The sequence below is a fragment of the Mesorhizobium sp. M0048 genome, assembly GCF_040323405.1.
In the GTDB taxonomy this organism is placed as follows: domain Bacteria; phylum Pseudomonadota; class Alphaproteobacteria; order Rhizobiales; family Rhizobiaceae; genus Mesorhizobium.
The window spans coordinates 238,693-258,748 of sequence record NZ_JAMYUV010000005.1; the positions used below are offsets into that span (position 1 = coordinate 238,693).

18 protein-coding genes are annotated in these 20,056 nt (G+C 64.2%); 6 read left to right on the forward strand and 12 right to left on the reverse strand.

Translation table 11 applies throughout. The annotated features are described in order from the left end of the window. Positions 1 to 88 precede the first annotated feature (88 nt). Positions 89 to 1,090, forward strand: coding sequence for an LLM class flavin-dependent oxidoreductase (locus NKJ84_RS08065; protein ID WP_352506034.1), 1,002 nt, complete (start codon positions 89 to 91; stop codon positions 1,088 to 1,090). A 155-nt stretch (positions 1,091 to 1,245) separates the two neighbouring features. Here NKJ84_RS08065 and NKJ84_RS08070 read toward each other — a convergent pair whose 3' ends face one another. After that, positions 1,246 to 1,869: a L,D-transpeptidase gene (locus NKJ84_RS08070; RefSeq protein ID WP_352506035.1), complete on the reverse strand. Its 624-nt coding sequence runs from the start codon at positions 1,867 to 1,869 to the stop codon at positions 1,246 to 1,248. Between the two features lie 249 nt (positions 1,870 to 2,118). Continuing rightward, positions 2,119 to 3,138, reverse strand: a complete 1,020-nt coding sequence (locus tag NKJ84_RS08075; protein ID WP_352506036.1) for a LacI family DNA-binding transcriptional regulator — start codon at positions 3,136 to 3,138, stop codon at positions 2,119 to 2,121. Between the two features lie 217 nt (positions 3,139 to 3,355). Between NKJ84_RS08075 and NKJ84_RS08080 the strand changes: the two genes are divergently transcribed. The 3 genes from NKJ84_RS08080 to NKJ84_RS08090 are packed head-to-tail and all read left to right on the forward strand — an operon-like array spanning position 3,356 to position 7,211. Next, the gene (locus tag NKJ84_RS08080) at positions 3,356 to 4,939 is read left to right on the forward strand and encodes a sugar ABC transporter ATP-binding protein (protein ID WP_352506037.1); all 1,584 of its coding nucleotides are present in this window, start codon (positions 3,356 to 3,358) and stop codon (positions 4,937 to 4,939) included. Beyond that, positions 4,936 to 6,249: an ABC transporter permease gene (locus NKJ84_RS08085; RefSeq protein ID WP_023676963.1), complete on the forward strand. Its 1,314-nt coding sequence runs from the start codon at positions 4,936 to 4,938 to the stop codon at positions 6,247 to 6,249. Before NKJ84_RS08080 ends, NKJ84_RS08085 begins: the two co-directional genes overlap by 4 nt. Then, positions 6,246 to 7,211: a substrate-binding domain-containing protein gene (locus NKJ84_RS08090; RefSeq protein WP_352506038.1), complete on the forward strand. Its 966-nt coding sequence runs from the start codon at positions 6,246 to 6,248 to the stop codon at positions 7,209 to 7,211. The genes NKJ84_RS08085 and NKJ84_RS08090 overlap by 4 nt, the downstream gene beginning before the upstream one ends. A gap of 68 nt (positions 7,212 to 7,279) precedes the next feature. On the opposite strand, the gene NKJ84_RS08095 is transcribed toward NKJ84_RS08090, so the two are convergent. Genes NKJ84_RS08095 through NKJ84_RS08120 form a run of 6 tightly spaced genes read right to left on the reverse strand, consistent with a single transcriptional unit; the run spans position 7,280 to position 14,341 of the window. Next, on the reverse strand, positions 7,280 to 7,741 hold the full coding sequence (locus NKJ84_RS08095; protein ID WP_352506064.1) for a MarR family winged helix-turn-helix transcriptional regulator: 462 nt from the start codon (positions 7,739 to 7,741) through the stop codon (positions 7,280 to 7,282). Further along, complete coding sequence (locus tag NKJ84_RS08100) at positions 7,738 to 8,322, reverse strand: amino acid synthesis family protein (protein ID WP_352506039.1); 585 nt, start codon at positions 8,320 to 8,322, stop codon at positions 7,738 to 7,740. Before NKJ84_RS08100 ends, NKJ84_RS08095 begins: the two co-directional genes overlap by 4 nt. Then, positions 8,315 to 9,190 carry a UPF0280 family protein gene (locus tag NKJ84_RS08105; protein WP_352506040.1) on the reverse strand — a complete coding sequence of 292 codons (876 nt, stop codon included), beginning with the start codon at positions 9,188 to 9,190 and terminating at the stop codon, positions 8,315 to 8,317. Before NKJ84_RS08105 ends, NKJ84_RS08100 begins: the two co-directional genes overlap by 8 nt. Then, a complete protein-coding gene (locus NKJ84_RS08110) occupies positions 9,187 to 10,731 on the reverse strand; it encodes a 6-hydroxynicotinate reductase (protein WP_254815858.1) in 1,545 nt (514 codons plus the stop codon). Before NKJ84_RS08110 ends, NKJ84_RS08105 begins: the two co-directional genes overlap by 4 nt. Next, positions 10,728 to 13,481 (reverse strand): molybdopterin-dependent oxidoreductase, encoded by a 2,754-nt coding sequence (locus NKJ84_RS08115; RefSeq protein WP_352506041.1) that lies wholly within the window; start codon positions 13,479 to 13,481, stop codon positions 10,728 to 10,730. The genes NKJ84_RS08110 and NKJ84_RS08115 overlap by 4 nt, the downstream gene beginning before the upstream one ends. Beyond that, positions 13,481 to 14,341, reverse strand: coding sequence for an FAD binding domain-containing protein (locus tag NKJ84_RS08120; protein WP_352506042.1), 861 nt, complete (start codon positions 14,339 to 14,341; stop codon positions 13,481 to 13,483). The genes NKJ84_RS08115 and NKJ84_RS08120 overlap by 1 nt, the downstream gene beginning before the upstream one ends. Positions 14,342 to 14,613: 272 nt before the next feature. On the opposite strand from NKJ84_RS08120, the gene pncA reads away from it, so the two are divergent. Both pncA and NKJ84_RS08130 read left to right on the forward strand, forming a co-directional pair. Next, a complete protein-coding gene (gene pncA / locus NKJ84_RS08125; protein ID WP_352506043.1) occupies positions 14,614 to 15,213 on the forward strand; it encodes a bifunctional nicotinamidase/pyrazinamidase in 600 nt (199 codons plus the stop codon). Positions 15,214 to 15,253: 40 nt separating this feature from the next. After that, entirely contained in the window at positions 15,254 to 16,681 is a 1,428-nt protein-coding gene (locus tag NKJ84_RS08130) for a sodium:proton antiporter (RefSeq protein ID WP_352477012.1), read from the forward strand. Here the strand turns inward: NKJ84_RS08130 and NKJ84_RS08135 are convergent, their stop codons facing one another. The 4 genes from NKJ84_RS08135 to NKJ84_RS08150 are packed head-to-tail and all read right to left on the reverse strand — an operon-like array spanning position 16,682 to position 19,995. Further along, positions 16,682 to 17,437 (reverse strand): ABC transporter ATP-binding protein, encoded by a 756-nt coding sequence (locus NKJ84_RS08135; protein WP_352506044.1) that lies wholly within the window; start codon positions 17,435 to 17,437, stop codon positions 16,682 to 16,684. After that, positions 17,430 to 18,158, reverse strand: a complete 729-nt coding sequence (locus tag NKJ84_RS08140; protein WP_352506045.1) for an ABC transporter ATP-binding protein — start codon at positions 18,156 to 18,158, stop codon at positions 17,430 to 17,432. Before NKJ84_RS08140 ends, NKJ84_RS08135 begins: the two co-directional genes overlap by 8 nt. Next, on the reverse strand, positions 18,155 to 19,117 hold the full coding sequence (locus tag NKJ84_RS08145) for a branched-chain amino acid ABC transporter permease (protein WP_352506046.1): 963 nt from the start codon (positions 19,115 to 19,117) through the stop codon (positions 18,155 to 18,157). The genes NKJ84_RS08140 and NKJ84_RS08145 overlap by 4 nt, the downstream gene beginning before the upstream one ends. Then, positions 19,114 to 19,995 (reverse strand): branched-chain amino acid ABC transporter permease, encoded by an 882-nt coding sequence (locus NKJ84_RS08150; RefSeq protein ID WP_352506047.1) that lies wholly within the window; start codon positions 19,993 to 19,995, stop codon positions 19,114 to 19,116. Before NKJ84_RS08150 ends, NKJ84_RS08145 begins: the two co-directional genes overlap by 4 nt. Positions 19,996 to 20,056 lie beyond the last annotated feature (61 nt).

Below are 20,056 nucleotides of genomic sequence, written 5' to 3' on the forward strand. Positions count from 1 at the left end.
TGTGCCTGCAGTGCTCAATCAACATTTTGAATTTGCCGCCTCGGCAACGGCTTCCTACATCCGTTCGGCCCACAGGAAACCCGCGCCGATGACCGCTCTTTCCGTTCTCGACCTGTCGCCGATCGTCGAAGGCAGCAACGCTTCGCAGTCACTCGCCAATTCGCTCGATCTCGCCCGGCATGCCGAGCGGCTGGGTTACCGGCGCTATTGGCTGGCAGAGCACCACAACATGCCGGGCATCGCCAGCGCCGCCACCTCGGTGGTCATTGCCCATGTGGCCGGCGGCACCAAGACCATACGCGTCGGCGCCGGCGGCGTCATGCTGCCCAATCATTCGCCGCTGGTCATCGCCGAGCAATTCGGCACGCTCAACGCTCTGCATCCTGGTCGCATCGATCTCGGCCTCGGGCGGGCGCCCGGCACCGACGTGGCCACGGCACGGGCGCTGCGCCGCAACCTCGATGCTGGCGCCGACAATTTCCCGCAGGACGTCGTCGAGCTGATGGGTTACTTCCAACCGGCCGAAGACGGCCAACGCATCCGCGCGGTGCCCGGCGAAGGCGAAAAGGTGCCGATCTGGATTCTCGGCTCCAGCCTCTACGGCGCGCAGCTTGCCGCCATGCTCGGCCTGCCCTACGCCTTCGCTTCGCATTTTGCGCCGGCCGAGCTCGACCATGCGCTGGAGATCTACCGCTCGCGTTTCCAGCCTTCGGAGCAGCTCGACAAGCCTTACGTGATGCTCGGCCTCAACGTCTTCGCCGCTCCTTCCGATGCCGAGGCGCGGCTGCTGTTCACCTCGCTGCAGCAGGCCTTCGTCAATCTGCGCACCGGCCGGCCCGGCCGATTGCCGCCGCCGGTCGAAGGATATGAGCGCGACCTCGATCCAATGGCCAAGACCATGCTCGGCCAAGCGCTTTCCTGCGCCGTCGTCGGCTCTCCCGAAACGGTCAGGCAAGGCATCGAGGCCTTCGTGCGCCGCACCGGCGCCGACGAGCTGATGGTCACAGCGCAGATTTTCGACCATGCGGCGCGGGTGCGCTCGTTCGAGATCCTGGCCGACGCTCACAAATCGCTGTCGGAAGCTGCCTGAGAGTTGGTTCGCCACTTGCCACTGTTGCGGGCAAGGCCGGCCTTGGGCAGGGAACCTCGCGAACAGGTGTGCGAAGACACAGCGAACATTTCGCGCGCTTTACGCGGAGGTTTTCGATCCTCATGCTCGTCCGTTTGCGGGAAACGCGGCGTCCACTAAATGACGATCACCTTGGTGCCGATTGTGGCGCGGTCATAGAGATCGATGATGTCCTGGTTCATGAGGCGAATGCAGCCAGCCGACACAGCTTTGCCGATGGACCACCATTCAGGGCTACCGTGCAGGCGATATCCAGTGTCACCTTTCTCGTTGAAAAGATAGAGCGCCCGCGCCCCGAGCGGGTTCATGAGTCCGCCCTCCATATGGGCCGGTATGATGCGGCCTCGCTTCTGCTCGCGCACGATCATCGCAGACGGCGCGCTCCAATCCGGCCATTCGCGCTTCCTCGCAACGTGAGCAGTGCCATGCCACTCGAAGCCCGCCTTGCCAACGCCGATTCCGTAGCGCAGCGCCTGACCGTCTCCCAACACGTAGTAGAGGAACTTCGCTCCTGTGTCGACAATGATGGTGCCCGGCGCCTCTTCAGTCGCATAAGGTACTGTCTGCCGATGGAACTTTGGGTCAACCTTGTAGATCGGAACCGGCGGAACGCGAAAACCGGCGTCGGTGAGGCCGCCATAGGCCGAGGGGAAAGTCTTTAATGCGCCGCTGGTAGTGCAGCCGAAGAATACGGCCATCCCAGCAAGAACCAGCCCGATTAGGATCGATTTCACGCGCATGACTCAAGCCGGCGCCCGTGTGAACGATCAGCCGCATCTCGTCATATTCCAGACATGCTTCGATTGCCAAGATTTTCCTGACTGTCGGCTGGCTGACCGTTGGCCACTTGGCTCGATCGGCGCCGCGTCCTTCCATTGCTCGGTTTTCGAACGACGAACGCCCGTAGTGGCTGCGAAGGCCCGGGTCGGCAGGACAGGGGGACCGCTGGTCCGTCCGGCATTGCAAAGTTTCTGAACGGAGCCCAAGCGCTACGCGCTGACGCTCTGCGCAGTCGCACCTAGCGGACGGCATGAATTGCGGATCATCAGGCGACCCTTGAGCGTCAGCTTGCGCGGCGGCGCATCCCTGTTTCCGGCGAGCCGGTCGAGCAGCAGATTGGCCGCCTGGTCGCCAATCGCCTGCACCGGCTGTGCGACCGTGGTCAATTGCGGCCGGAACACATCCGACCACGGAAAGTCGTCGAAGCAGGCGACCGAAATATCCTCCGGACAGGACAGGCCGATATCGCGAATGGCCTTCATCGTGCCGATCACCATCGGGTTGTTGGCCGAAAAGATGGCGCTCGGCCGGTCGTGCAGCGAAAGCAGCTGCATGGTGGCGTTGTAGCCGTCGACTTCATGGAAGTTGCCGAAGCGGACGAGCTCGGGCTCGGCCGGCAGGCCGGCGGCCTGGAGGGCCTCGCGGTATCCCGCCATGCGGTCATGCATCGGCGAGATATCGAACGAGCCGGAGATGTAGCCGATGCGCCGATGGCCGAGATCGATCAGGTAGGTGATGGCGTCGAACACCGCGCGCTGGTTGTCGAGAACGACGGCATCGGTGTCGACACCCTGGCAAACACGGTCGAGCAGCACGACCGGCACATTGGCGTCGTCGACAATCGGTTTGAGGATCGCGCCGTCGCCGACACGCGCGACGATCAGTCCGTCGACCATGCGGTCGAGCAGCAATCTGATCTGGTCGTCCTGCGTGTTCAGGTGCTCGTCGGTGCAGCACAGCATGACGGCGTAACCGGCCCTGTCGAAAGCCTGCTGGATGACCGAAACCACGTCGGTGAAGAACGGGTTTGTGATGTGGGGGACGGTGAGCCCGATGGTGCGTGTGGTGCCTATCTTCAGGCTGCGGGCAATGGCGTTGCGCTTGTAGCCGATGTCGCGGATCGCCTGTTCGATGCGCTGGCTGAGCTCGGGGCTGACGGTCGCGGTGCCGTTGATCAGCGCCGACACCGTGGCCACGGAAACACGCGCGGCCTCGGCCACGTGAAGCATGGTCGGAGCAGTGAATTTGCGCTGCTTTTTTCGTCCTGACGCTGTCATTTTCGAAACGTTTCACCACTCCACGGCAGCAATACGTACGGAATCTTACGATTTTGCGCAAGAATTGAAATGGAACAATCTCAGACTCCAGATATTGCCTTGACATGATCGAAACGTTTAGATTAGCGTTTGAGGTGTTCGGTGGCGACGGAGGGAGGCCGTCCTTGTCATGCAGCACGGCAATTCCATCCCTGCGCAAGGCGTTGTGGCGGACGGCTCGGCTATCGTGTTGAGCGCCGAGCACATCTCCAAGTCCTTCGGTGGCATCGCCGCGCTTGTCGATGTCGATTTCGAACTGCGGCGCGGCGAGGTCCATGCGCTGATGGGCGAGAACGGCGCCGGCAAGTCGACGCTGATGAAGATCCTGTCCGGCGTCTATACGGACTATAACGGAACGGTCAGTATCGATGGCGATGCGGTGCGCTTTGCCGGCGTCCGCGAAGCCGAGCGCGCCGGCATCGCCATCATCCACCAGGAGCTGAATCTCGTTCCCGAACTCAGCGTCGCCGACAATATCTTTCTCGGCCGCGAGAAGCTGATCGCCGGGCTGATCGTCGACCGCAAGGCGAGCAGCCGCGCTGCCGGCGCGCTGCTGCAAAGGCTCGGCATCGAGCTCGATCCGGATGCGCGCGTCGGTGCCTTGCGCGTCGGCGAACAACAACTGGTCGAGATCGCCAAGGCGCTGTCGATGTCGGCGCGCATTCTGATCATGGACGAGCCGACCTCGGCGCTTTCGCCAGCCGAATGCCAGCGGCTGTTCCGCATCATCCGCCAGCTCGCCGACAGCGGCGTGGCGATCGTCTACATTTCGCACCGCATCGACGAAGTCATGCATCTGGCCAGCCGGGTCACCGTGTTCCGCGATGGACGCCACGTCCTGACGCGGGCGATGGACAAGCTCGACGAAGACGCCATAATTTCGGCGATGGTCGGGCGAGACCTGCTTGCTTCCTCCCAGGAGCACCGCATCCCCGGTGGCAACACGGTCCTGTCCGTAAGCGAGCTGTCGTTGTCGAAGCCCAATCGCCATGGTTGGCGCACCGTGCTCGACGGCGTCAGCTTCGATCTTGCCGCAGGAGAAATCCTCGGTATCGGCGGGCTGCTGGGCTCGGGCCGTACCGAAATCCTGGAAACCATCTTCGGGTCCAGCGGCGGACGTGCCGGCGGTGAGATCAGGCTCGATGGCGAGGCAGTAGAAATCCGTTCGCCGCGCGATGCGCGCCGGCTCGGCATCGCCCTGGTCACGGAAGACCGCAAGACGCAAGGCCTGCATCTCGAGGCCTCGATCACCGACAATGTCGCGCTGCCGCTGGTCGGCGCGCTGGCGCGGTTCGGCGTGCGCTCGCTGGCCGGTGAGCAAGGGCTGGCACGGGACGCCGTCAAGGCGCTCGGCATTCGCTGCGAGACCGTCGAGCAGCCGGCCGGCACGCTGTCCGGCGGCAACCAGCAGAAGGTCGTCATCGGCAAATGGCTAGCGACGAGGCCGCGGGTGCTGCTGCTCGACGAGCCGACACGCGGCATCGATGTCGGTGCCAAGCGGGAAATCTACGATCTCATCTTCAAGCTGGCGCGAGACGGGCTGGCGATCGCCGTCATCAGCTCGGAATTGCCGGAACTGCTGCATCTTTCCGACCGTATCCTCGTCATGGCCGACGGCCGCCAGACGGGAATCCTGTCCCGCGCGCAAGCCAGCGAGGAGGCCATCATGCGGCTTGCGGCGCCGCGACGGACGATGACGAGGCCTGCCGCATGAGCATTTTGCATATCCTGTCCCGGACGAAGCTCTATTGGGGCCTGATCGCCATCTTCCTGATCGGCGTGCTCGGCTCGCCGATCAGCTCCAAGGGCAACAACATCTTCCTGTCCTACGGCAACCTGCTCGACGTGCTGCGCCAGGTGTCGACCACCGGGCTGATTGCCACCGGCATGACTGCGGTGATCATCACCGGCGGTATCGACCTTTCCGTCGGCTCGCTGATGGCTATCTGCACGGTCGTCTGTGCCATGCTGCTGACGGTCCCCGGCGTGACGCCGGCGGTGGTGCTGGGGGTGCCGACAGTTGCCCTGGCAGCCCTTTGCCTCGGCATTCTCGTCACTCGTTTCATCCTGCTGAACATCGAAAAATCCCGCGCCGGCGCGCAGGCCACGCACGACATCAGGTTGGACAGCGTTCGCGGGCTGGTGACACCCGGCATTGTCGGGGTGATCCTGTGCAGTCTGGTGCTGTGGTTCCTGCTGCCGCAGGTGGGCTCAAAATTCGGCGTGCTCGGCGTGCTGCTGGTGGCGCCTTGTGTCGGCCTGCTGTTCGGCGCGCTCAACGGCTTCATCATCGTCGCCGGGCGGCTGCAGCCCTTCATCGTGACGCTGGCGATGATGGTCACTGCGCTCGGCATCGCCCGGCTGACAGCCGGCCAGAACAATGCGGTGCTGCCGGTCTACACCGGCTCGAATGCCACCGCCGATTTCGAAATGCTGCGCTCGCTGGTATTCGGTGTGATCCCGATGCCGGGCCTGTTCTTCCTCGGCGCCATCCTGATCTACGGCGCTGTGCTGCGCTTCACCCCGTTCGGCCGCTATGTCTATGCGATCGGCGGCAATGAGGAGGCGGCGCGGCTGTCGGGCATCGCCGCAGGCCGCGTGAAGATCGCCACCTATGCCGTGTCAGGGCTGCTGGCCGGCATCGCGGCGGTGCTCTATGTCGCGCAGTACCGGCAAGGCAAGCCGGACGCCGGCGCCGGGCTGGAGCTCGACGCGATTGCCGCCGTGGTCATCGGCGGCACCAGCCTGATGGGCGGACGCGGCAGCCTCACCGGGACGTTCTGCGGCGTGCTGATCTTCGGGCTGCTCTCCAACATCCTGCAGCTGCACAACATCAATTCGAACCTTCAGCTGGTGCTGAAGGGGATGATCATCATCGGTACCGTGCTCGTACAGGAGCGCAGTGCCGGTGATCTTCTCTTCTATCTGCGACTGCCCGGCGGGCAAGCGCACAAGGAAACGGCCGCGGCAAAGCGGCCGTCGCAAGAGACCGCGTCTCTGAATATTGGAGGAAACAAGAAATGAAACGACGTGAATTGTTGAAGCTCGCCGGGCTGACAGCGGCACTCCTGACCACGACCGCCATGCTTGGCGGCGGCGCCCATGCGCAGGACAAGAAGTGGAAGATCGGCTTCTCGCAGGTGACGACCATCGAACCCTGGCGCGCCCAGTTCAACAAGGACATCCTGGCCGAAGCGGCCAAGCATCCGGAAGTCGAGCTGATCATCACCGACGGCGAGGACAAGACCGAGAAGCAGGTCGCCGATGTCGAAAACCTTATCCGTCAGGAGGTCGATGCGCTCTTGGTATCACCGAAAGAATCCGCCGGCCTGACCGGTGTCGTGCAGCAGGCGATCGATGCCAAGATCCCGGTCTTCGTGCTCGACCGCAACGTCGAAACCAACGACTACACGCAGTTCGTCGGCGGCGACAACAAGCTGATCGGCCGGGCTGCCGGTGAATATGCCGTCGAGCTGCTTGGCGGCAAGGGCAAGGCCGCCGGCAACGTTGTCGAGATCTGGGGCGGCATGGGCACCCAGCCGGCACACGACCGCCATGACGGTTTCCATGAATTCACCGACAAGGAGCCGGGCATAAAATACCTGCTCGACCAGCAGTCGGGCGACTGGAAGCAGGACCAGGCCTACAACATCATGGCGACGGCGTTGCGCAACAACGAGAAAATCGATCTTGTCTACGGCCACAATGATCCGATGGCCTATGGCGCCTATCTTGCCGCCAAGGACGTCGGACGTGAGAAGGACATCAAGTTCATCGGCATCGACGGCCTGCCCAATGAAGGCGTGCAGCTGGTCGCCAATGGCGAGCTGACGGCGACGTTCACTTATGTGACGCCGGGCGCCGAAGGGCTGCGGCAGGCGATCAAGTTCCTGAACGGGGAGAAAGTGGAAAAGACCATCACCCTGCCGACGGAGAAGATCACCAAGGAAAATGCCGCCCAGATCCTGAAGGACAACGGCCTCTGAGACGAGGCTTTCCTGCCGGGCGTTCAGCGCCCGGCAGGAACAACAACCAAGCGCCGGCAGGCAGCAGATTAAGCCAGCTTGGCCAGCAGCTTCATGAAAATGGCCGCTTCCTTGGCAGAAAGCGGCGCCAGCGTTTCCTGCGTAATCTCACGGGCAAGCGGGATCAGCCGCTCGATCGCGTCGCGCCCCTCAGCGGTCAGATTGACCAGCAGGCGCCGTTTGTCGACTTCGTGTTTGCTAAGTTCGACAAAGCCACGCGCTCTCAGCCGGTCGATGACGCCCTTCACGGTCGCCGCATCCATGGCGATCAGGCTGCCAAGCTGGTTCTGCGAGGTCTCGCCGACGTCGCGCAATTTGGCCAAAGCGGCAAATTGCGGCGGCGTCAGATCGGCGATGTGTGCGGCGAAGATCGAGACATGGCGCTGATGCGCCTTGCGCAGGATGAAGCCGACCTGCTCCTGCAAGCGATAGTCGTTTTCGTCAGGCTCCTCGGCCTCGACCAGCTTGAGCCGATTGTCCTCGGCGCTCACCGCAGCCCATCCCATGCCTTAATTTCCTTGGCCGCCAGCCCACCCATGCGGTCGTGCACGCGCGGGCCGCAGGTCATGGCGAGGCAAAACAGGATCTCGTCGGGACGGGGGCCATCGCTGATGCCGATTTCCATGGCATCGAAATGGCTGCGCACATAGGCGGCGTTGATGTGGCCGAGCGGCACATCGAGCCGCGCGCCGAAGCCGCCGACCTTCTTTGCCGAGGGCACGATCGCCTTGGCGTCGCCGAGCCGTTCGCGCATGGCATAGCCGCCCGGCACATGCCACAGCGCGCCATGCTCCAGCTCGCCCGCCATGCCGACGATGGCGCCCTTGCCGTAACCGTCGATCTGTTTGACGTCGCCGCCCAATGCGGCAACAAGCCTGTCGGAGAGCAGCAGCCCGAGCGGCTTCAAATCCTCCATGGCGCTCTGCAGTTCCTCGACGTAATGGCCGGCGAACGGGTTCTTGACCACAGCCATGGCCGCCGCGCGGCGCCGCGGCACCTTCGCCACCGGCCCGCCTTCGTGAAAAATCTCTTCGGTCAGCACGGCGATCTTACGGATCGGAAACTCAGGCATGAACAATTTCCCTCTCTAAAACTTTATTGGCGAGCGCCATCGGACCTGCGATGCGCGCCTGACCGCCGAGGAAAAGCGCCGCGGCGGCAATCAGGCCGCGCCGCCGAAACTCCTCGGCAACCGCAAATCCACCTTCGAGTGCAATAGCGATTTCAGCGGCGGAAAGCGGCCCCACGCCCTGCGTCACCAAACGGTCGCCGAGATCGCTGTCAGGCGCGAGATCGCGCGCCCGTACGCGCCTAACGGCTGGATGACCGGGCAGGTCGACGGCGTTGGCGATCAAGGTCGCGGCGGCATCGGCTTCAGCACCCGTCCGCGCCAGCACCGTGACCGCGTCGGCGATGCCGAGCGAAAAGGAGCGGCCGCGCCAGCCGCTGGTCGCGACGCCGCGGATCCCGTTTTCGGCGCGGATCGTGAGACGATCTGCCAACCCATGACCTGTCCCGGCAATGGCAAGCGTCATCGACTGCCCGTTGCCGAGATGGATCGCGCTGTCGCCGCCATTATTGACATAGGCGCGCTCGAGCCGGCGCTCTGCAAGCAGGGCGCCAAGCACTTCGTCGGCTACCGAGCCGGCCACGGCCGCCATCGGCGTGATGAATTGTTTCGCTAGCGGAACGACCGCCGCTTCCATGCGGCGCGCCGTCGGGCCAGCGAAAGCACGTGGCCGCGAGGCGGCCGGGCGCCGCAGTTCGGGCAACTCTTCGACCAGTTCAACCAGGATTGTCTGGAAGCGCGCCACTGCCTGGTCATATGCGGCGCTGCATTCACTCGCCTCGCCGAAGGCCTCGACGATGAGGTCGATCGGCCCATGATTGAGGTGAACCCTCCGGCCGTCCTCGAGCCAATGCGCCTGCGGGCCGTTCATCGCCCGGCCCCGTTTACGGCCGCGCGACGCAACTGAGCCAGCGGCGGCCAGGGATTGTCCAGGGGTGCGGCCGTGCCGCGGCGCGGATTGAGATATTCGCCGCCCTTGGCCAAGATATCGTCGACGCTGCGGATTTCGGCTTCGTAGCCGCCAAGCCTGACATAATCGTCGCGGCGCATGGTGAACTCGATCGGCGCCACCAGCGCCGGCGTCGGCACATAGCCGAAGGCGCCTTCCGGCACGCGGGTGACGTCGACCATCAGCGTGATGCCGCCGCCCGGCCAGACATAGACCGGCGCGCCGCCGACCGTCACATAGGTCTTGAGGCCCTGCACCGAGCGGGTCAGATTGACCGGGTTCTCGGTGACGCCGGCGCGCAGCGAGCCGCCGGCGCCGCCGACGAAAAGCACGGTGCAGAGCGCCGGCTCGCAATTGTCCTCGATCAGTTCGACCGACTTCCGCAGCCGCTCCGGGAACGGTTTCTGCACAGGCTTCAATTCGTCGTCGAGCTCGTAATAGGCGAATTGCTCGCCGGTGGTCGAGACCATCAGCAGCGACATGCCGGGGCGCGCACCCTTTTTGGCGTTCCATTCACCAAGGATCGACAGCGGGTCGGAAATACTGGTGCCGCCCCAGCCGAGGCCGGGCTCCGACACCTTGAAATAACGGCCCGGGGTCGAACGGCGGCCGATGATCTTGATGCCGGTGTCCTGCCAGCCAAGCACCTTGCCGGCCTGATGCTCGGAGACCACGCCGGTAATATGGTCGTCGACGACCACCACCTCGTCGACAAGGCCACGCCACTGGGTGGCGAACATGCCGATGGTGGCCGAACCACAGCCGACACGCATGCGCTGCTCGAGCTTGCCGTCGATGACCGGCGGCTTGCCGGCTTCGACGATGACGGTGGCGCCGCCGTCGATGACGAGCTCGACCGGTTTGCGGTTGCACAGGGCGAGCATGGCGTCACAGGTGGCGCGCCCTTCAGCCTTCGAGCCGCCGGTCAAATGATGTACGCCGCCCAGCGACAGCATCTGCGAGCCGTATTCGCCGGTGGTGACATGGCCGATCGCCTCGCCTTGGGCACGGACCGTCGCCGTTTCGGGGCCGATATGACGATCGGTGTCGATCTTCACCTTGACGCCGCAATAGGAGAAGATGCCCTCGGTGACGACGGTGACCAGATCGACGCCCTCGACCTCCTGGCTGACGATGAAAGGCGCCGGCTTGTAATCGGGATAGGTGGTGCCGGCGCCGATGGCGGTGACGAAGCGGCGGCCGGTGTTGACCAGTTCGCCGTCCCATGCCTCGCCTTCCTCGGCAAAGGGTACGATTGCGGCGCCGGTCTCGGCCGCGTGGTCGAGGATGGTCAGCGGATCCATCCGCACGATCCTGCCGCCAACATTGCCGTAGCGATCGCAGGCGCCGGTGCGGCCATCGGCGATGTAGCACATGACCGGACAGGCATCGCAGCGGATCTTCTCGGCCACCAGCTTCTCGCCGGGATCATGCGTCTCGAAGCGTTCGGCAAGCTCGCTCATCGGCGCGCCTCCTTGTCGCGGATGGCGGCGCGGATGCGGGTCGGCGTCGCCGGAATTTTGGTGACCAGCACACCTGTTGCATGGCGGATGGCGTTGAGGATCGCCGGCGCCGTCGGAATCAGAACATGCTCGCCCAAACCCTTGGCGCCGAAGGGTCCTTCCGGATCCGGAACTTCTATCAGGACGGTCTCGATCGGCGGCACGTCGCCGATCGTCGGGATCAGATAGTCGTGGAGGTTTTCGGTGCGGCCGGGGATATATTCTTCCATCAGCGCCATGCCGATGCCCTGGGCGATGCCACCCTCAATCTGGCCCTCGGCAAGCAAGGGATTGATGGCCTTGCCGACATCGTGGGCGGCGGTGATTTTTATCAGCTTCACGGTGCCGAGCTTGAGGTCGACCTCCAGTTCGGCGATCTGAGCGCCATAACCATAGACGGCGTAAGGCTTTCCCTGACCTTTTGCATCGAGCGGCTGTGTCGGCGGGTCGTAGCTTTCCTCGGCCCGGAAGACAAAACCTTCGACGTCTGCCTTCAGCGAGGAAAGATCGATGCGGCGCGTCGCTTCGCCTTCCCTAACGCTCAGGCTTGTGCCGTCCAGCGCAATCGCCGCCTTTTGCGAGACATTGGCAAAACGCAAGATCTCCTCGCGCAAGGCGCGGCCGGCCCTTTCGGCGGCCTTGCCGGTGACGAAAGTCTGGCGCGAGGCCGAGGTCTTGCCGGCGTCGGGCGTGATCGCCGTATCGGCGCCTTTCAGCCGCAACTTCTCCAATGGCAGACCCAACGCGTCGGCGCAGATCTGCGCGATGACGGTGTTGGAGCCTTGCCCGATATCGACCGCCCCCTGATGCAGGACGACTTCGCCCGATATCGAGATGCCGACCTTGATGGTCGACGGATTGGGCAGCGAGGTGTTGCCGCAGCCGTACCAGCAAGAAGCGATGCCGACGCCGCGTTTTTTGATGCTGCTACCGGCATTGAACGCTTCGGCATCGCGAACGGCACGCTGCCAATGTGAACGGAGGGCCTCGAGGCAGTCGGCGATGCCGACGCCCGACTCGAGCCGCTGCCCGGTGACTGTTTCGGATCCGTTCCGAAGGCAGTTCTTCAGGCGAAAATCGAGCCGATCCATGCCGAGCTTGTCGGCCAGGTCGTCGTAGAGGGTCTCCTGCATGATCGTCGCCTGCGGCACGCCGAAACCGCGAAAGGCGCCGGCAATCGGGCCATTGGTGTGGATGGCGCGGCCTTCGGCGCGATAGTTCGGCGTGGCATAGGGGCCGGAGGCGTGCACCGGCACGCGGTTGGCGACCGTCGGCCCCCAGCTGGCATAGGCGCCGGTGTTGAAATCGCCGGCGAAGACCATGCCAGTGACGCGGCCGTCGGCATCGGCGCCGATGCTCGCTCTCATCAGAGCCGGATGGCGCTTGGTGGTCGAGATCATCGATTCGGTGCGGCTGTAGGCGAGCGCCGCCGGCCGGCCGGTTTTCATGGCGACGAGGCCGATGAGCGGTTGCAGCGAGACGTCGAGTTTGGAGCCGAAGCCGCCGCCGGTGGCGGTCGGCACGATGCGCACCTTTTCCGGGGCAAGGCCGAGCACTTTTGCCGTGTCGTCGCGGTCCATATAGGGCGCCTGCGTGCAGGCGACGACCACCAGCGTGTCGCCGTCCATGAAGGCATAGCCGGCTTCCGGTTCGATATAGGCGTGCTCGACATAGGAGGTGTCGATGGCGCCGGAAACGACGATAGCCGCACCGGCAAGCGCGGCTTCCGGGTCGCCACGCTCGACGAAGCCGGAGGTGAGCAGGTTCGAGGGCCGGTTTTCATGGACCAGTTGCGCACCGCCGGCCTGCGCTTCGCCAGTTTCCAGAAAATGCGGCAACTCGGTCCAACTGACAGGAAAATCGGCAAGGTCGAGATCGAGGATAGCCTCTCGTTCGCCGGCAACCAGCGCCACCGCCTCACCGCGAAAGCGCGAAACCCCTTCGGCCAGCGCCGGCTGGTCGGCGAAGGGCGCGATGACGCCGAAACAATTCTTTCCCGGAATGTCGGCGGCGGTGAAGACGCCGGCAATGCCGGGACGGGATTTCACCCAGCTGCCGAGATCGCCGAAGCTGAAGGCGGCATGATAGTGCGGTGAGCGGACCACCAGCACGGACAGCGCATCGGCGGGGAAGGAATCGCCGCCGAATTTTTCGCCGCCAGTGACTTTCGGCACGCCATCGAGGCGGATCGGGGAGGAGCCGACGGCATGGCCAGAGGATGGCATGCGCTGATCGAGACCGCCGTCGTGGCGCCAAGCATCCCTCACCGCCGCGACGATCTTGCGGTAGCCGGTGCACCGGCAGAGTACACCGCCGAGCGCATCCTGCGTTTCAGCCTCGCTCGGGTAAGGTGTCCTGTCCAGGAGTGCCGTTGCGGCGACCAGCAGGCCGGGCGTGCAGGCGCCGCACTGTGCTGCGCCATGGCTGAGAAACGAGGCCTGCAGTGCCGACAGCCTGCCGTTGCCGAGACCTTCGACGGTCGTCACGACGGTGCCGGAGGCGGAAGCCGCGGGCATCAGGCAGGCGCAGACCGGCTCGCCGTCGACCAGCACCGTGCAGGCGCCGCAATCGCCGGCATCACAGCCGACCTTGGTGCCGGTCAGCCGCAGCTCGTCGCGCAACACCGCGGACAGCCGCCGCACGGGCGGCACGCAAACGCTGACGGCGGCGCCGTTGACCTCGAAGGCGATGTCGGCGCGCTCCATCCCCATCAAGCCGCCGCCCTTTCGCCAGGGATTGCGCCCACAGCACCAAGCACAGCACGGGCAACGATCTCGCGCGCGGCATCCAGCCGATATTCGGCGCTGCCGCGCACGTCGCCGATCGGCGACAGCTCGTCCAGTGGCGCGGATTGGATCGCAGTGGCCAGCGCGGGGCCGACGGGCAGGCCGCGCAGCGCCGCCTCCACACTCGCCAGGCGCCTGCCGACGACCGAGCAGGACCCGACGGCGACGGCCGCGTCCCTGACGATACCATTTTCGACGGCCAGGCGTGCGGCGGCCATGGCGATGGAGATGACGAGATAACGCCGCGCGCCGAGTTTCACGAAGGCGGAGCCGCCGGCGGTAGCAGGTTTGGGAATACGGATTGCCGTCACCATTTCGCCGGACTGCAGAGCGGTGCGACGGTTGCCAAGAATGAACTTTGCAAGGGGCAGATGCCGGGTCGCGACCGAGGAACGCAGTTCGACTTCGGCATCGAGCACCAGCAGCGCCGGCACACCGTCGGCGGCCGGCGAGGCATTGCAGAGATTGCCGGCAATCGAGGCAACGTTCTGGATCTGCACCGAGCCAACTTCCCGCGCCGCCTGCTTCAGCGCGTCGAAGGCCGCCGGCAGCGGATGACGGACGAGATCGGTCCAGGCGGTGCGGGCGCCAATGACCCATTGGTTTTCGGCTTCGGCAATGCCGCGCAATGCCGCCAAGCCATTAATGTCGAGGACATTGTCGCGGAAAGGCTTGCTGCCTTGAGCCGGATAGAAATCGGTACCACCGGCAAGGATGCGCCATTGCCCTTCGCCCAGCAACGCGAGGGCGTCGTCGACCGTGGTGGGTTTTGCGTAACGGATCACGCTTTGCCTTCCCAGAATGGGCTTCCCGAGAGGGGATCCTGCCGAAAGACTTTCCCGAGCATTCAAGGCAGGAAATTCATTCGTATGCAAATGATATCAAGCCGGCAGGAATTGTCAAAGCCAGAGTTTGCACGGCTGTTGGCACCGGTGCGCCCGGAACGCATTTGTTATGCCACGAGAGGTTGACGCAGCCGGCCATCTGGTCAAGTTTCTGCGTCCGGTCGCGTTTTCATTGGAGCCTAAGCTCAGGACGAAGAAAATAAGGAGGCTCCATGGCCGACGAAGCGCTTGTCATTATCGACCTGCAGAACGATTTCTGCCCAGGTGGCGCCCTGGAAGTGGCCGGTGGCGACGAAATCGTGCCGTTGGTCAATGATCTGATCCGGCGGACCGAGCACGTCCTGCTGACGCAGGACTGGCACCCTGCCGGCCATTCGAGCTTTGCCTCCAGCCACCCCGGCAAGCGACCGTTCGAAACGATCGACATGCCTTATGGCGAGCAGACGCTGTGGCCTGATCACTGCATCCAGGGCAGCCTTGGTTCGGACTTCCATTCCGGCTTGGCCTGGAGCAAGGCCGAGCTGGTGATCCGCAAGGGGTTCCGTCCTGCGATCGACAGCTATTCGGCATTCTTCGAGAACGACCGGACGACGCCGACCGGCCTTGCCGGCTATCTCCGGGAGCGAAATATCGATACGCTGACCCTGGTCGGCCTGGCGACGGATTTCTGCGTCGCCTTTTCGGCACTCGACGCGGTCAAGCTCGGCTTTGCGACATCAGTGCGGCTCGACGCCTGCCGCGGCATCGATCTCAACGGCTCCATGGAGACGATGCTGGGCCGGATGCGCGATGCCGGCGTGGCACTGATTTGAACGTCATCCAGCCGAACCTGACAGACTTTTGAGGGGCTTCATGCGGTTTGCGGCGTTGACGGCAGGTGCTGCACTTATTGCCGCAATCCTTTCTCCAGGAGCGGTTCTCGCGGCCGAAGCGCACGAATTGCCGGGCGCCGCCATGTCGCTGTGGTGGGTGTTGCCGTTTGCCGGGCTGTTGCTTTGCATCGCGACCGGCCCGCTGCTGTTCCATCATGCCTGGGAGCACCATTACGGCAAGATCGCTGCCTTCTGGGCAGCATTGGTGATCGGGCCGCTGGCAATCGCCTTCGGCATCCCGTCGGCCACGCAGGCGGTGCTGCATGCGCTGCTCACCGAATACATGTCGTTCATCATCCTGCTGTTTGCGCTGTTCACCATTTCGGGCGGCATCTTCGTTGCCGGCAACATACACGGCACGCCGCTGGTCAATGCCGGGCTGTTGCTGGGCGGGGCGGTGCTTGCCTCGATCATCGGCACAACCGGCGCCTCGATGATCCTGATCCGGCCGCTCATCCGCGCCAACGATAACCGGCGCTTCAACGCCCATGTCGTCATCTTCTTCATCTTCCTAGTGTCCAACATCGGCGGCTCGCTGACGCCGCTCGGCGATCCGCCGCTGTTCGTCGGCTTTCTGCGCGGCGTCGATTTCTTCTGGACGACAGTTCACCTGTTGCCCGAGACGCTGTTCGTCGCCGGCGTGGTGCTGATGGTTTTCCTGGCGATCGACATCATCATGCATCATCGGGAGGAAGGCGCGCCGAAGATCAAGGATCCGACGCCCGACAGCAAGGTGCGCATCCGCGGCCTGGCCAACATCCCGCTGCTGGCCGGTGTAATCGCCGCGATCCTGATTTCTGCTGCCTGGAAGCCGGGAGTGAGTTTCGCTTTTCAGGGCGTCAGCCTCGAGCTGCAGAATCTGGTGCGCGACGCCGTCATCCTGATACTGGCCTTCATGTCGCTTGTCGTCTCGCCGAAGGAGTTTCGCGGCGCAAACGCCTTCAGCTGGGGGCCGATCGCCGAGGTGGCGAAGCTGTTCGCCAGCATCTTCATCTGCATCGTGCCGGTCGTCGCCATATTGCGGGCCGGCCTCGACGGCGCGCTGGCGCCGTTGGTGCTGCTGGTCAGTTCGCCGACCGGCGCGCCCGACAATCTCGCGTATTTCTGGCTGACCGGGGCGCTGTCATCCTTCCTCGACAATGCGCCGACCTATCTGGTGTTCTTCGAACTGGCCGGCGGCGATGCGCAGCATCTGATGACCGAGCTCGCCTCGACGCTGGCGGCGATCTCGGCAGGCGCGGTGTTCATGGGCGCCAACACCTATGTCGGCAACGCGCCGAATTTCATGGTCTACGCCATTGCCAGGCATCGCGGCATCAAGATGCCGAGCTTCTTTGGCTATATGGCGTGGTCGGGCGCCGTGCTGATCCCGACTTTCCTGCTCGCCGGCTTGCTGTTTTTTGCCTGATCAGCCGACGCCGACATAGCGACGGACCGCCGAGGGATCGGCACGCAGTTCCTCGACATCGACCGTCTCGCGGTTGCGGCCGTTCTCGATGAAGCAAACGCGGTCTGCGACCGAGAGCACGGCGTCGACGCGCTGCTCGACAAGAATTGTCGACACGCCGAGCGCTCGCAGTTTCGACACGGTTTCACGGATCTTGGCGATCATCGACGGCATCAGCCCTTCGGTCGGTTCATCGAGCAGGAGCACCTGCGGTTCCAGACACAGGGCGCGGGCCATGGCGAGCATCTGCTGCTCGCCGCCGGACAGCGTGCCGGAACGCTGCCTGAGGCGCTGGCGCAGCAGCGGGAAAAGATCGAGCACGTTCTCGCGCGTCGCCTTGCCCTTGTTGCGGGCCATCAGGCCGATCTCGATGTTTTCCGCCACGGTCATCTCGGCGAACAGCCGCCGGCCCTGCGGCACGTAGGCGACGCCGGCCTTGGGCACCTCATGTGCCGGCAGGCCGGTCAATTCCCGGCCTTCGAGCCGGATCGAGCCGGCGCTTGCCGGCACCAGGCCCATGATCGCCTTCAGCGTCGTCGTCTTGCCGGCGCCGTTGCGGCCGAACAGGCAGAGCACCTCGCCCTCGTTCAACACAAGATCCAAGCCATAGAGCACCTGGACTTCGCCATAGAAGCAATCGAGCCCGGATATGGTCAACGCCTTGGACTGGGCCTTGGACTGGGCCTTGGACTGGGCCTTGGACTGGACCTCAGCCATGGGTGGTCCCCAGATAGGCGTCCTGCACCGCAGCATTGGCGCGAATCTGCTCGGGCGTGCCTTCAGCCAAGATCCTGCCGGCGTTGAAGACGGTGATACGGTCGGCGAGTTGCATGACCACCGGCATGTTGTGCTCGATCAAAAGCACGGTGGCACTATCGGCGATCTCGCGCACCAGCTCGATGAAATTGTCGATCTCGCTATCGGCCAGCCCTTGCGTCGGTTCGTCGAGGATCAGCAGCCGCGGCTTCAGTGCCAGTCCCATTGCCACTTCCAGCAGCCGCTGGTGACCGTAGGACAATTGCCCGGCCGGCATTTGCGCCCGGTCGGCAAGGCCGGTGCGCTCGAGAGCCGCCATGACGCCGGTGTGAACCGCGCCCTTCGAGCGGCCGTCGGTCAGCGTGCGCTGCACCGGCAGGGCAACATTGTCGTAGGCGCTGAGATTGGCAAAGACGCTGGTGATCTGGAATGTGTAGGCGATGCCAAGGCGAACCCTGGCATAGGCAGGCAGGCTGGTGATGTCGGCGCCGTCGAAGACGATCATGCCTGACGAGGGCTGGATACGGCCGCTGACCAGGCTAACGAAGGTGGTCTTGCCGGCACCGTTGGGGCCGATGATGGCGCGGATCTCGCCCGGCATCAGCGCGAAGTCGACGCCGTCGACGGCGCGCAAGCCGCCGAAACTGCGCGACAGGCCTTTGGTGGTAAGCAGCGGCATCATGGCAACCACCCGAGCCAGCGCTGGCGGATGCTGCCGAGAATGCCTCTCGAGAAGAACAGCACCAGCAGGATGAGCGCTATGCCGACGATCAGCAGATAGGCCGAGGTGTAGCCGCTGGCGACGTCGATGACATAATACATGAACAGCGTGCCGATCAGCGGACCGAGCGTGGTGGCGGCACCGCCCAGCAGCACCCAGAGCAGCGGCAGGATGGAATACTGCACCGAAGCGAAGCTCGAGCCGACATAGCCGAACAGCAGCGCATAGGCAGCGCCGGAAGCCGCACAGATGCTGCCGGAGATGACGACGGCGGCAAGCTTGCTGGAGAACGTGTCGTAGCCGAGCATCTTGGTCCGCTCCTCGTTCTCGCGGATGGCGACCAGCACACGGCCATAGCCGGAGCGGACTATCGCCAGGCTTATGAGCAGCACGATCGAGAACAGTGCCAGCGCACTTATATAGCGCACGGTCGCGTTCGTGAGGTCGAATGACGTGCTGCCCAGGACAAGGACCCGCATCGGCTGCGGCACCACCAAGCCCTGGTCGCCGCCGGTCCAGGCGGCGAAATAAAGAATGAGGAGATAAAATACCTGAGCGAACATCATGGTGACGATCATGAAGGCGACGCCGGAGGTGCGCAGCGCCAGCAGCCCGATCACCAGCGCAAGCAGCGCGCCGCAGGCAAGCCCGGCTGCGAAGGCGGCCGGCACGCTCCAGCCGAGATGGATGACGGCAAGGCCGGCGCCATAGAGCCCGGCTGAAAAGAACATGGCATGGCCGAGGCTGAGCAGCCCGACATAGCCGAACAGCAGATTGTAGCCCATGGCGAAGACCGCCAGCACCATAATGCGGGCGAGCAGGCGGTGATGATATTCCGGCAGGACAAAACTAAGCCCGAAAAGCAGGGCGATGACGCCGAGATGCAGCGCATATGGCTTTGCCGGCGAAGCATCCTTCATCGCGATGCTGTCCCGAACAGGCCTTGCGGCCGGAACACCAGCACCATGGCGACAAGCACGGTGGCTATGATCTTGGCCAGCGTCGGCGAGAAGAACACCGAGATAATGCCGTCGGACAGTCCGATCAGCACCGCGGCGACCACCGTGCCGCGCAATGAGCCGAGGCCGCCGATGATGACGACGATGAACGAGAGCAGCAGCGGGTCCCGCCCCATCAGATAATGCGCCTGGCTGATCGGCACGATCAGCACCGCGGCCACAGCCGCCAGCATGGCGCCGAGTGCGAAAACGCCGGCATAGACTCTGGTCACCGGGATACCGAAGGCCTGCGCCGTCTCGCTGTCATATTGGGTGGCGCGCATGACGAGGCCGATTTTCGTGCGCGTCAGCACCAGCCAGGTCGCGATCAGCAGCAGCGCCGACGCGGCGATGATCGACAGCTTGTAGCCGGAATAGCCGAACCACGGCAGGAGGATGCGGTAGCTGAACGGCGGCTCCACCGGCCGCGCCTCCGGGCCGTAGAAGGTCAGCGCCAATTGCTGGATGATGTAGAGCATGCCGATGGTGGCGACGATGGTGGCTTCCGGATTATAGTTGAGCCGGCGCAGCACCAGCCGTTCGGCGACCAGCGCGATCAGACCGACGATCAATGGCGCCAGCACCAGGGCGGCCAGGAAGCCGAGCGCAGGATGGCCGGATATCGCCGTAGAGATTGCCCAGGCAAGCACCGCGCCCAGCATGAAGAACTCGCCATGCGCGACATTGACAACGCGCATGACGCCGAACACCAGCGACAGGCCGAGCGCCGTCAGCGCCAGCACGGCGGAGGTGACGAGGCCTTCGAGGGCGGCGAGGAGCAGGTGAGGTCCGAAGTGCATCGGCTAAGCACCGGCGGATGCGCGAAGCACCCCCCTCTCGCCTGCCGGCCGGGCCGGCAGG